Consider the following 12,740-nt stretch of genomic DNA (forward strand, 5'->3'; position numbering starts at 1 on the left):
AAAGTAGATTATGGTATTTTTCTAAAGCAACATTTAAGGTGTGCCACGCCACTACGGATTCCCGATTCCCGATTCCCGATTCCCGATTCCCGATTCTAAATTCTAAATTCGCGCATTCTAAATTCCCTTATATCGCACTGCGATCGACGTAATAAGAACCCAAAACAATCACATCCATGTTGGTTCTTAAGAAGCACTTGATAGCTTCCGATGGAGTGCGGACGATGGGTTCGTTTTCATTTAAGGATGTGTTCAATATTATGGGGATACCTGTCCGTTGTTTGAAGGTATTAATTAAATCCCAATAGAGGGGATTGGTATGGCGACTGACACTTTGGAGTCTTCCGGTACCATCGACGTGGGTAATAGCAGGAATTAGTTCCCGTTTTTCAGGACGAATTTTAAATACTTTTTCCATGAACGGTACGGGTTCGTTCAGTTCAAAAAATTCGCTGACATCCTCTTCTAAAATACTGGGAGCAAAGGGACGGAATTTTTCCCGGAATTTGATTTTTAAGTTGATAATATCCCGCATATCAACCCGTCGAGGGTCGGCAATTAAGGAACGATGTCCTAATGCCCGGGCACCAAATTCCATCCGTCCTTGATACCAACCAATCACGTTTCCTGCGCACATTGAATCAACCACTTGATTCAATAACTCGTCTCGGTCTAGCTTTTTGGGTTCCAAATTATGCTCTTGGAGTGCTGACAAGCATTCAGCATCGGAAAATTCACTACCCCAGAAGGCATGTTCCATCACAAAATTGCGGGGTTGTTTCAAAATCTGGTTCCAGACGTAGAAAGCCGCTCCAAAACACGTACCATTATCGGCAGCACCAGCGGGAATGTAGATATTTTTGAAAGGAGTGTTTTGGGTAAGTTTACCGTTGGCAACGGAGTTCATGGCTACTCCCCCTACCAAACACAAATTATCGCTGGGGAATTTTTTGTGTAACTCGTTGATGAGGTGGAAGATAATTTCTTCGGTAACGGCTTGTAGGGATTTGGCAATGTTTTGGTGTTTGGTAGTTACTTCGGACTTGGGTGTGCGCGCGGGTCCCAATAATTTCTCTAAGGCTGGACTGTGGAAGGGTTGTACGCTGGGTGCGCCATCGTCCCAACTCATGGCAATTCCTTCCAGGTGGTGGTTGAAATAGTCTAAATTCAGTTCAAAGCTGTCACCCTTGGGATAAATCAACTGGCGGAATTCTTCCAGATATTCCGGTTCGCCGTAGGGTGCCAGTCCCATGACTTTGTATTCATCACCGTAGGCTGGGAATCCCAAGTATAGGGTAATGGCATTGTACAGGTAACCGATGGAATGGGGAAAATGGGTGCGGGAGAAGTATTCGAGTTCATTTCCCCGTCCCGCTGCGAATAATGTGCTGACGAAATCCCCCATGCCATCGATGGATAAAATTGCTGCTTCTTCAAAGGGGGAGACGAAGAAACCGCTAGCAAGATGGGTGGTATGGTGTTCCAGGTTGTGAATGTGAGCGCGAATATCGGTTTCGTTGCATCCGCAAGCATTAGCTAGTTCTTGTTTGAGGCTGGTGGATTTGCTTTGCTTGTTGAATCTATCCAGTAAGGAACTGAGGGAAGGACGATTTTTGATGGTAAATAAAAGCTTTTTGTTGAGGTTGGCTTTGGGATTAAAGGAAACAGCAACATGGTCTAAATCCTTAGCAGTGATTCCACCAACTTCCAGACAGTAACGGATTGATTCTGATGGAAACCCTGCCCAATGTTTGACACGGTTGAATCGTTCTTCTTCAACGGCGGCGATGAGTTGACCGTTTTGAACTAAGCTTGCGGATGCATCACCGTGATAAGCGTTTATACCGAGAATGTTCATATAGTATTTTGTTATAATTTTGACTTTAAGAGTGTTAAAAAAAATTGTGGCAATGGTTCTGATAATTGGCTTTTATTTAAAACTAAATTAGATTATTTAATATAGAGTAAGTTGCTAGATTTATATTAATTTAATTCATGAATAATGATTTCATGATGATTAAAAGCATTTGGAGTTCAGATTGGCTTTACTTAATCCAGTTAGCTGAAAAAAATTAATTTATACTTTTTGAACTAACTTTACTTAGTTCCTTCTATACAAACAGTATTAGATAAGCGGCCTTGTTATTCAAACGCACTAAATCTTTCATCGGATCAATCACCGTAATTACACTTTCGTATATTCTTAAATCTATGCTGAGCAAATGCATTTTTAATTGATGCATCATCCCACATCCGAGTTCATAGTTTGATTTTTTAAGTTAAATTCCTTCAATAATAAAATTTTAGGTACTAGAATCAGGAATTGTGTACCACTATCGTCTTAGGGAGGCTTAAGTTGCTAAGTAGTCGGACAAAAGTAAAGGGCACTATATTAACTTTTATAAAATCCAGCGATCGCTCTCAAGGGCAACGATTATGTATCTTAATTAAACTTAACACAGCTACTTTTATTTATGTGCGACTACTTACATTACCAGCAACTTAAGCTGGTATTTAGTATTTGATGGTGATGATTACTTTTTATCAATAGTATCTTTTTGCTCTAATAAAACTGCGTGATCATCTTTATTACTCCTAAAATTACGAGCCACAGTTCGCACTAAATTATCTACAGGATAGAGAAATTTATTAAATATTTCATTTTTACGAGCTCTAAAACTGGTAACGTGGTAGTAATCGCTTCCATCAGGGGATTCTTCGGTGAAGTAGTAAATATTAATCGATTTACGGGTATCGCCATCAGGTGTATTAACATGTCGGTGTCCGTGCCAAGATTGCTTGTCTGTTGCAAAAATAGCCATTCGATTGAATATAGGCAAAATTGCCACAGATTCAGACATATCCTCTGACCAAAGTTCTAAGTGACCTCCTTTATCTTCTTTCCAATTGGGATTAAGATAAATTAGCAAATTGACACGGCGATACCAAGGTTCAACAGGATGGGAGCTGTTATCTATATGTACATTTAAATAACTTTCATTTGCTCCTTGAGCTAGTCCTGATGCATATAATTTTGGATCCCCATAAAGATTAGATATGCCTGTAATCTGAGAAATTAGTTGGAGAAAACGCTGTGAATGCAAGTGTTCAAAGATAACCTGACTAAAGATAGGATGAAACTTAGTGATGTCTGGATCTTGAGCTTTATTTTGTCTGAAGTCCTTTAGGGTATCCATTTCTTCCATTTTTGGAAAAAATCTATAAGCTATATCTGCAGCATCTGGCTCTAAAAAATCATCAATAACTAAATGTTTTTGAGGCTGTGCTTCATTAAACATTTTATAAAATTTTGCAATATTATTTTCTAATAAGCTGTAATTAATCATTTTTTCTCCATAAGTTTAATAGTTGTGACTCTTTTAGAAAGAGGTTTGATCAGGTTTAGAGCTGACGGGGTGACATGAGCCCTAACAAGTTTACTCTATAAACCTTTGAGGCCAATGAGTTTAGGGAAGATATAGTTGCCAATTGACCCTATGTTCATTTTCTAGAAGCTTACACCCTTATACGGCGGTTTGCATAACTATCAGGTACACAGGATTGTTTTCCCACTTCCGACTTCCCTGCTCCCTAAAAACCCAGAACTTTTTACCTAATTGAATTGCAAAGCGCTGTAACTACATCAAATCTCAGCCCAAAACAGCATATATCTTTTTGTACACCTGCTTAATAATTTCCTGTAACCTGTTACCCTTTTTATATTAGGGTAGCTTTTTACCTGCAACAATTGTAGCGTATACAGAAGCAAGATTGTGAGAAATTACATTCCAAGAATATCGAGAACTTACTAAATTTTTACCATTCTCTCCTAATTGATTCCGTAAGTCTGGAGAAGCGAGTAATTGTGCAATTGCATTAGTGAGAGAATCTAATTCTCCCTCTACTACCAATCCAGCTTTGGCTTGGGCTATTTCTGGGGCAATTTGCACTCCTGGGGTAATAATTACTGGTAATCCTGCTGCCATTGCTTCTGCGATAGCCACACCAAAATTTTCTGTAAATGATGGTAGAACAAATATATCAGAACCTTGCAGTAGTAGTTCTTTATCTTGACCACTTACAAAACCAGCAAAAGACGTACGAGACGTTAAGCCTAGAGATTGTACTAAATTTTTTAAATAATTTACGTACTCTGTCTCACCGGAACCTGCTATTATCAGATGACAATCATTATTCTGAGTAACTAGCTGTTTGAGAGCTTTTATTAACAAATCTGCTCGCTTGACAGGATGAAGACGAGCGAGTAGCACTATAATTGGTGTTGTCGGAGATAGGTTATAACGATGACGAATTTTTGGTTTCGCATTAGGTAAGTTGATCGGGTTATTCACCCCTAATGGAAGAGTGATTGCAGGTGTTTTAAGTCCAAATTTACGGGCATCCTTAACTTCAGTCTTTGTAGTACAGTGGATAGCTGCTGCTTGATTGAGATTGTGCCTTTCTATTAAAAATGTGTATATCTGTTTTTTGAAGCGACTTTGAGCTAAAGCCCAAGGGGTGAGTTGACCAATTGTACTTACTATATATGGAATTCCTTGGTGTCGGGCGATCGCACCAGCACAAGTAGGGGCGTAAGAAAATAAATAATGAGTATGGATGATATCATAATTTCGGATATGTTGCCATAGCCAGCGAGTTAAAGCCGCAGAAAAAATAAACTCTTTTAATGGCGGTGAAAAACGGGGTAAAAACCAAACTGGAATTCCCTGATATTCCGTGCGTTGGTAAAGAGGCACATCAAGTAAATGCACACCATTATCATTTGTGGTGGCAATTTCACTATCAATACCTGATTCACGCAGTGCTTTAACCATCCCCAAAGCTGCATAAATCGGACCACCCCGCACTGAAGCCACAGAGGGGATTACATGAAGAATTTTCATATCTAATTTATTCTGTCATCTAAAACTTTTAGATGGTTGATAATTTACGAGTTAACATTTTATAAAATTTAACAATATGCTTTGTATTTTTTTTACCTAATAGTTTTTGAAATATATAAAATTGTAAAATAACTTTGATATATTTCCAATACCACCCTAAAGGTATAATAGATACATAATTTACAATTCTTGCTTTTCTAAATTCTTCTAAAGCTTCGATTCTATTCTCAGATAAATTACTAACACCTCCCATTTGCATAGCAGCAATAACAATGTCAGATAAAAAATAAGGGTTTTCTGATTTTAACTCACGTAGTAAAAGTTCATAATCACCAGCTAGTCTAAAAGATTCATCAAACAATCCATGTTTAATGAATAAATTACGATGATGAAAAACTCCTTGATGACATATACAACAAGCTTGAAAGAAATTTTTCTTTGTATTATACCAGGGTTGATTGACAAACTCTAAAAATTCACTATTTTTTGAAACTAGAGCCACTTTTCCATAAGCTAATAAAAAGTTCTGATCAATATCAGTTAATTGCTGAGCTACTAAACTTAGTGCTTGATTACTCCAAAAATAGTCGTCTGAACCTAAAAAATAAATCCAATCTCCCTTAGCATAATTTAATCCTTTATTAAAAGCATGGTAAATTCCTCTATCTGGTTGAGATTCCCAATAGGATATTTTTTCGCTATTAGATTTCAGAATATCAACTGTACCATCAGTGGATCCTCCATCAATAATAATTAATTCTTTGTGTGGATAGCCTTGAGAAGTGACACTATTAATACAGCGTTGTAACACTTCAGCACGGTTATATACAGCAACAATAATTGAAATTAAAGGTTGATTTTTCATATCAATTTTTTTTTATAAAAAAATAATATGGTATTATGATAGGCATAAAAAATATATTAAAATAATATAAAAAATTACTTGAAAATTATCTTTATTTTAAACGCTCAAATTAAATTTAAAATACAATTTGGAGATTCTATTAAGGATACTTTATATTTTTTTTGTATAAAAAGTTATGTAAATATCACAATATTTGCATAGATTTTTTATGACTGGCCATATTATTATCTAATAATGGACTTCCAAAACATACGACTTTATTGAAATACATCCGAGAAGTCGTGGCCAATAAAAACCATGTTGGTGGGAACGTAATTGAAAAAGAAAATACTACAAATATGATAGCAAAAGCTCGGAACATCAAAGATGTTTGACAAATATATGTATTAGACAAAATAATTATTATAAATATAATAAATATTATCCCCATTTCTACACTATACTGTGCAAATGCAGACACCGCTCCTCCAATATAATCTTGAATATCTAAAAACTGACCATATAGTTTATGCTTATAATACATTTCTTGAGCAGTGTAAGAAAATGTTCCTACTCCTGTCCCTAGTGGATAAGCATTTAATGAATAAATTGCAGTATAAATATTGCTCACACGATGGGCAATGGAGTCATCACCTATAGCTTCTATAGGATTACTTAACAATTCATTGAATACAGATATACCCCGACCTTTTAAATTACTAGTAACAACAGTATAGGCATTAAATGATAGTAGAAATAGGCTTCCAATTAGATAAATAAAATTATGTTTAATTACAATTTCATTATATAACCAAAATATAACAAACAAAGCCAAATAAACATAGCCTGTGCCTGACTTAGTGTTTACTATCATAAAAATACATAGAGCTACTGTAGACCAGTTATAGAATCTATTAACAAATTCTCTTTGATTAAAATAATGCAATACTAATAAAAAAAATACTGAAAGTGCACCTAAAAAATTGGGTTCTGGAGCAAATGATGAAATACCGCGATATCCTAAATTAGCAGCATCACTTTGTTTAATTACACGAACAAAGTAGCCAGCATATTGTGCAAATTGTTCTGGAAATAGTAGATGTAATACTGAACCAAAAAAATAAATTAATACAACTGTATAAAATACTTTAAAATCAAAAACTAAATGCATTTTTTTAACAACATAAAATATGATAAATGCAAATAAAAGACCAATTCTCTTCCGAAAGTCCCAATCTCCTTCAAGAAAAAAACTAAAATATACTAGTGACAATATACTAGTACATATAAAAATACTATCAATAGTGTTAAATTTTAGTTTGTCTTTAAAAAACAGATATATTATAATGATAAATGCCATAATACCAACAATAGGTTGGACATCAGAACCTATAGGATAAGGAGAAACAAAAGGCATTAAAACAAATATAAAAAATAAGTTTACCAATTTAGGTAACATAATTTTTGTTAATTTTTTTATAGCGTTATGAATAAAAAAAATATAGATCAAAATAAAGGCGTTGCTGAATCAGGCTATGAATTCATATTTTGAGGCGTTGCATTGCAAACTTTATACACAGCGGTGATACAGCCAATCAATTTAATACTTCAACTCAGCAACGCCAAAATAATTACTTTTCTTATACTTAAGGGATTACCCTGGGGTTGATTAGGCTATCACTACATCTTTTTTAGTACCTTTTTCCATAGATTAAGATAATATTCAAATGAATCTATATCTCTTAACTCTTTTATCCTTGTTTTTCCATTTATAATACTATCTTGACGAAGCTGCTGATTAGTGATCATTTTATAAATTAAATCAGCTATTCCTTCAATATCTAGAGGATCAAAGATAAATCTCTTATCTTTGATTGTTTCAGGCAATGATGTAACAGACGAACAAATAACTGGTACACCTAAAAACATCGCTTCTAATAAAGGAAAACTACCAGCTTCATATAATGTAGGAATTACAACCAATGTACAGTTTTTATAAAGCCAATACAATTCTTCTTCAGGTATAATATCAGAAAAATAAACTTGATTAGAGACACATGAATTTATCAAATAGCTATTTACTTTTGGAAAAAAGTCAGAATTTTTACGGCCAGTACAAATTAATTTTATTGATTTATTATACTTTTTTAGTATGATTTCTAAAGACTTTATCAAAGATAGGTGATTTTTATGCTCCCATGTCTGGGCAGGATAAAGTAAGAAACCTTGCTCAGAGTTATACTTTTGGTCATATTTTTTTTGCTCTGTCGAACAAGGTGCTGTTAAAGATATTGATTTAAAGGGAAGTGGACAGATATCAATTTTATGATTGGGGATTTTAAAATACTTCATTATGTCATTTTTAACATGACTAAATGAAACTACAATTCCACTTGAATATTCTATATTTTTCCAAAAGTATTTAGCACGGAAAGCACGTTGATATGGTGTAAAAAAATGTGGATAATGTAATTCCTGCAAATCATGCATTGTCACGACAAATGGATAAGATAAGCTGTATCTATATGAAGTACAATAGCTAGAAAAAGTTTGGTAAGGAACGTGAAGAAGATCAATTTTTAGGGATTCATACCAATATGACCAAGGATGAATTTTTTTTAGCCACTTAATAGATATATTTAGTTCTTCGAAACTTTCTAATAAGAAATCAAAAAATTTAGTAACTATTTTATAAAAAATATTTAAATTTGGTAAAATTTTTATTTCAGCATTAACACCATATTTGTCTAACAAATGATAACAACTTGATTTATTTTCAGAAGTTGCAATAATAACAAGATTCACTTTGTTAGCTTTTACATGGGGAATAATTAGCTCCAAAATACGCCAAGCATACAAAGCAATTCCACCTCCTTTGACATCAGCAGAACCTAACCAGTATCCAAGTCTTATCATCACTATAACCTAACAATATTTTTAACAAAAAGTATTTGCTTAGATAAGTTATCTTCTCTTAAAAAAATAAATCCTAAATGCTTATATAGGTTTTTTGCTTTAAAATTATTATCATAAACTTTTAGTAAAAGTTTATGATACCCGTGAATTTTACAAAAACACTCAGCATGATAAATAGTTAAGCTAGCTATACCCTTACCACTGTATAAATGAGACACAAAGACACCATACATAGGATCTGCATATCCTTCATCTAGTCCTCTAAGCATATAAAAGCCTACTAACTCGCTTTTTGGAGATGTTTCAGATTTTAACTCTACTCCAAAAAACCTATCTTTTACTGCTTTTTCTAAAACTGATTGTATAGAGGATGGATTAAAATCAAACGGATGAAAATATTTTGTATATTCTACTGGACTGTTTAAAAGTAATTGACTTATTATTTCTGAGTCCATTCCTTTTAAGAGTCTAAAGCTGATATATTCCATTAGAGATTATTGGGTTGTCAAGACAAAATTATTATACAACACCGCACATACTTCGTATTTTATTTTTTTTCAGCTCTTCGCAGATATACACAATTTGCTCTTCTTGTAAATCGGGATAACTAGGAAGATTGATACCACGCCAACCAATATCCTCAGCAATTTTATGGCGTTGATATTTATGAGAATACATAGGCATGGTATGTACAGGATAAAAAACTGGTCGAGTTTCAATACCAGCTTCTGCTAAATATTTTCTAACACCATCGCGATGGTTTGCTTGGGAAACCAATATAGAAACCATCCAATATGAATGGAATACATCACCCACTTCTTGATGAACTTTGTATTCTGTATCTTTTAATAACTCCTGATATAGTTCAGCAATTCGACACTTTTTCGATAAAATATCATCTATTCTTTCCAGTTGAGCTAATCCAATTGCGGCACAAATATTCGTCATGCGGTAGTTATAACCAATCACATCATGCCAATACTGCCGGTACTTAGCTAATCCTTGTCCTTTGAAGTGAACAGCACGCTCAAAGATAGTTTGATCGTTAGTGATTACCATTCCTCCTTCACCAGTTGTTATGGTTTTATTACCATAGAAACTAAATGTAGCTACATCTCCAAAGGTACCAACATGACGACCTTGATATTTAGAGCCTATAGCTTCAGCGCAATCTTCAATCAGAAACAGTCTATGCTCATCAGCTATTTCTTTGAGAACTGACATTTCACAGGGATGTCCATATAAGTGGACAGCCATAATTGCTTTGGTTTGAGGTGTGATGCTTCTACGAACTTCTTGAGGGTCTATTTGCCAAGTATCAGGAAGAGAATCTACAAATACAGGTCTAGCTCCTGTGTAAGCTATCGCGTTTACTGAAGCAATATATGTTAAAGTGGGAACGATAACCTCATCGCCAGTACCGATACCAAGAGCAATTAGGGCTAGATGTAGAGCTACAGTGCCGTTGCAAACTCCAGTTGCGTAATCTACATGAAGGTAATTGGCAAATTCTTTTTCAAATAAAGAGACATATTTTCCCTTAGAAGAAATCCAATTAGAATCTAGACAGTCGTTTACGTACTTTTTTTCGTTACCAGTAAGGCTGGGTTGATAGACGGGAATTTTATACATAGTTTATTGATATATAACAATTACGGTTTTAAAGCTAAAAATGAGTAAAGACGACCAGGAGAATTTGACTTAAAAGACAAATAGGATATACAAAGATTGTATAGTATTTTTCGGTTAACAATAAAGCTAGATAATTTACCACCTAGTTGAGATTCAAGGCGAGACAAAATTACGCTATTTTTAAAATCTTCATGTGTCATTGGCGCGTAATTAATTGAATTTTCAAAAGGATTCACTATCCGAACAATTTTTAGCCCTGCTCCCTTAATAGCATTTGTATAATCGCTTAAAAGATAAGCATTTTCATTCCCATGCAAAAAATGTAGAAGATGATTATCTAAAAATATCTGTAAGTCTTCTTTTTTGGAAAGAACATGCTCACGGGTCGCGAGAAATGCACCACCTTTCTTCAAAACTCGTGAAACTTCTTGACAAAACATTCTTAAATCTTTTGCATGATGAAGAACTGCTCGTACATAAACAACATCAAAGGAGTTATCAGGAAATGGTAATCTTTCACCATATTCTTGAATAATTTGAACTCGTAAATTTGTTTGATCAAATAAAGTTCGAATTGCCCCAGCTCCTATAAGATTGCTTTGATCTGGTTCTAAAGCAGTGACTTGGCACCCTACTTTTGCAAAGGCAAAGCTTGAAATACCCCTACCCGCTCCTATATCCAAAACTTTGCTTGGTAAATGATTTTTCAAAAACTTAGTAACTTCTTGCCATTCCTCACTATTACTAAAACGTTTTGCTGCTGCTTCTACAGGATCATCAAAATAACAATCACGAACCATTTCTTGCATATTAGTCTGTTCCCGTAGCCAGATAACTGCTTCTTCTGAAGTAATCAACGTATTATTCATCTTTGAACCTATTTAGAATTTACTTGTTTATAGCGTTTCAAGGACTGATGAGGTACACAACATTGTTTCACTATTTGCTATTTACTAATCCCTGCTCCCTAAAACCTAGATATTTGTACCTTACAAGTCGTATAATTTTTATATTTGTATTAGATTATTAATTGATTGAATAAAACCCACATTTCGCAGGTTACCATCCTTCTGTCCTTCTTTGCCTTGTATTATCCACCTATGAATGGTTTTTATCACTGTATTCGGTGACCAATTTATCCAGTCAGATATTTAATTAACTGTCCATCCTTTAGCATTTAAGCAGATAACTTCAGGTGCGACCTGTGGCGAATTTAATTCGTCGTCGGAAAGCGCACCTATACTCTTATTTTAGTTCTTTATGGACAATTAATATCATGTTTTAACTCTAACAACTATTGGATGTCTAACTCACTTAGACTGATTTTTAATCGAGCTGGCATTATCCGTTTGGTATTTTTTAACTACTTTTATATTTTACACTTAATTACACCCATCTACTTACCAAGTATTTCCGCATCCAAAATTATGTAGTCTGCACTAATCCACACATCATTTGAGTAATTTTTGCTTTAAAAAACCTAACTTATACTTTAATTTTTGGTGCCACTGATTTTGTAATCTCATTTGTCTCCCCCAAGTTTATGCTTAAAAGTATATAAATCAGCAGTTTTGTTCCGTAGGATAAAAGAGGTATATTTAATTTCAGCTATTTCCGACACAGCCATATTTGATAGTTTTTTTTCGGTAACTGTATGAGTTCCATTAGGACCAAACCCAATATTAGAGACTAAATTAACGTTTGGAAGAACTGATAAACCGCTATTGATCACACAAGTAAAGAACCAACAGTAATTCCAACTATCAGGTTCTTTTTCATAATAAAGACGTTCCCAAATTCGGTACCAGTATTGTCGTTCGTAGGAATTATCAAAAATTGAGTTAAGTAAACCAGATTTTTTTAAACTTTCCCACTGTTCTAAGTTATGGTCGTAATGCTTCCAAGCACGTTGCCAACTTGCCCATCCCCAACAGTGATTGTAATGAGAAAAGTAATAGCTGCCATCTCCTCTGCACTGACCATCTTGAAAATTATTTCCGCTGATAACCCAAACACGCTCATCATCCCAGTAGTGATAAAGTAATGTTTCGCAAAAGTTAAAGAATGATGGATGTGGTAAACAATCGTCTTCAAGAAGAATGGCAGACTCGACTTGAGAAAAAGCCCAATCTAAGCCGCTAGAAACCCGTTTTATACAACCTAAATTTTTATCTGCATAGTTCTTCAATACTTCACAATCCCAATCTACTCCATCTATCACTGCACGAACGGCAGCACATTTTTCTGCTTCACCAGCATAGTCTTTTCTTGGGCCATCGGCAACTACCAGTCATTTTTGTGGTTTAGCTTGGCGAATAGCTTCAAACACCCGAGCGGTAAGATCGGGACGACGGAAAATTAGAAATACAACTGGAGTTGAGAGAGACATAACTTAAATCGGTAGTGGTACACAAGTAGTGATGCAACATTCCATTGACCTTAAA

Annotated in this window: 10 protein-coding genes; all 10 read right to left on the minus strand. The window is 34.6% G+C overall.

All coding sequences use genetic code 11. From position 1 onward, the window contains the following. Positions 1–127: 127 nt before the first annotated feature. Positions 128–1,858, minus strand: a complete 1,731-nt coding sequence (locus AC4II3_RS15290; protein ID WP_488007488.1) for a carbamoyltransferase family protein — start codon at positions 1,856–1,858, stop codon at positions 128–130. A gap of 676 nt (positions 1,859–2,534) precedes the next feature. Then, complete coding sequence (locus AC4II3_RS15295) at positions 2,535–3,347, minus strand: 2OG-Fe(II) oxygenase (RefSeq protein WP_488007490.1); 813 nt, start codon at positions 3,345–3,347, stop codon at positions 2,535–2,537. A 375-nt stretch (positions 3,348–3,722) separates the two neighbouring features. Then, positions 3,723–4,904, minus strand: coding sequence for a glycosyltransferase (locus tag AC4II3_RS15300; RefSeq protein WP_488007492.1), 1,182 nt, complete (start codon positions 4,902–4,904; stop codon positions 3,723–3,725). A gap of 28 nt (positions 4,905–4,932) precedes the next feature. After that, positions 4,933–5,769, minus strand: a complete 837-nt coding sequence (locus AC4II3_RS15305) for a glycosyltransferase family 2 protein (RefSeq protein ID WP_488007494.1) — start codon at positions 5,767–5,769, stop codon at positions 4,933–4,935. Between the two features lie 184 nt (positions 5,770–5,953). Further along, on the minus strand, positions 5,954–7,207 hold the full coding sequence (locus tag AC4II3_RS15310) for a hypothetical protein (protein WP_488007496.1): 1,254 nt from the start codon (positions 7,205–7,207) through the stop codon (positions 5,954–5,956). Positions 7,208–7,428: 221 nt separating this feature from the next. Next, the gene (locus AC4II3_RS15315) at positions 7,429–8,664 is read right to left on the minus strand and encodes a glycosyltransferase family 4 protein (RefSeq protein WP_488007498.1); all 1,236 of its coding nucleotides are present in this window, start codon (positions 8,662–8,664) and stop codon (positions 7,429–7,431) included. Between the two features lie 2 nt (positions 8,665–8,666). Further along, a complete protein-coding gene (locus AC4II3_RS15320) occupies positions 8,667–9,152 on the minus strand; it encodes a GNAT family N-acetyltransferase (protein WP_488007500.1) in 486 nt (161 codons plus the stop codon). A 31-nt stretch (positions 9,153–9,183) separates the two neighbouring features. After that, complete coding sequence (locus AC4II3_RS15325) at positions 9,184–10,296, minus strand: DegT/DnrJ/EryC1/StrS family aminotransferase (protein WP_488007502.1); 1,113 nt, start codon at positions 10,294–10,296, stop codon at positions 9,184–9,186. 20 nt (positions 10,297–10,316) lie between these two features. After that, positions 10,317–11,165 carry a class I SAM-dependent methyltransferase gene (locus AC4II3_RS15330; RefSeq protein WP_488007504.1) on the minus strand — a complete coding sequence of 283 codons (849 nt, stop codon included), beginning with the start codon at positions 11,163–11,165 and terminating at the stop codon, positions 10,317–10,319. Positions 11,166–11,818: 653 nt separating this feature from the next. Beyond that, the gene (locus tag AC4II3_RS15335) at positions 11,819–12,517 is read right to left on the minus strand and encodes a glycosyltransferase family 2 protein (RefSeq protein WP_488007506.1); all 699 of its coding nucleotides are present in this window, start codon (positions 12,515–12,517) and stop codon (positions 11,819–11,821) included. Positions 12,518–12,740 lie beyond the last annotated feature (223 nt).

The organism is Moorena sp. (assembly GCF_982860115.1).

Bases quoted from the DNA above. Each gene is read 5' to 3' on its own strand.
- AC4II3_RS15320 (WP_488007500.1), bottom strand. From the start codon at position 9,152: ATGGAATATATCAGCTTTAGACTCTTAAAAGGAATGGACTCAGAAATA.
- AC4II3_RS15305 (WP_488007494.1), bottom strand. From the start codon at position 5,769: ATGAAAAATCAACCTTTAATTTCAATTATTGTTGCTGTATATAACCGT.
- AC4II3_RS15300 (WP_488007492.1), bottom strand. From the start codon at position 4,904: ATGAAAATTCTTCATGTAATCCCCTCTGTGGCTTCAGTGCGGGGTGGT.
- AC4II3_RS15295 (WP_488007490.1), bottom strand. From the start codon at position 3,347: ATGATTAATTACAGCTTATTAGAAAATAATATTGCAAAATTTTATAAA.
- AC4II3_RS15325 (WP_488007502.1), bottom strand. From the start codon at position 10,296: ATGTATAAAATTCCCGTCTATCAACCCAGCCTTACTGGTAACGAAAAA.
- AC4II3_RS15330 (WP_488007504.1), bottom strand. From the start codon at position 11,165: ATGAATAATACGTTGATTACTTCAGAAGAAGCAGTTATCTGGCTACGG.
- AC4II3_RS15310 (WP_488007496.1), bottom strand. From the start codon at position 7,207: ATGTTACCTAAATTGGTAAACTTATTTTTTATATTTGTTTTAATGCCT.
- AC4II3_RS15315 (WP_488007498.1), bottom strand. From the start codon at position 8,664: ATGATAAGACTTGGATACTGGTTAGGTTCTGCTGATGTCAAAGGAGGT.
- AC4II3_RS15290 (WP_488007488.1), bottom strand. From the start codon at position 1,858: ATGAACATTCTCGGTATAAACGCTTATCACGGTGATGCATCCGCAAGC.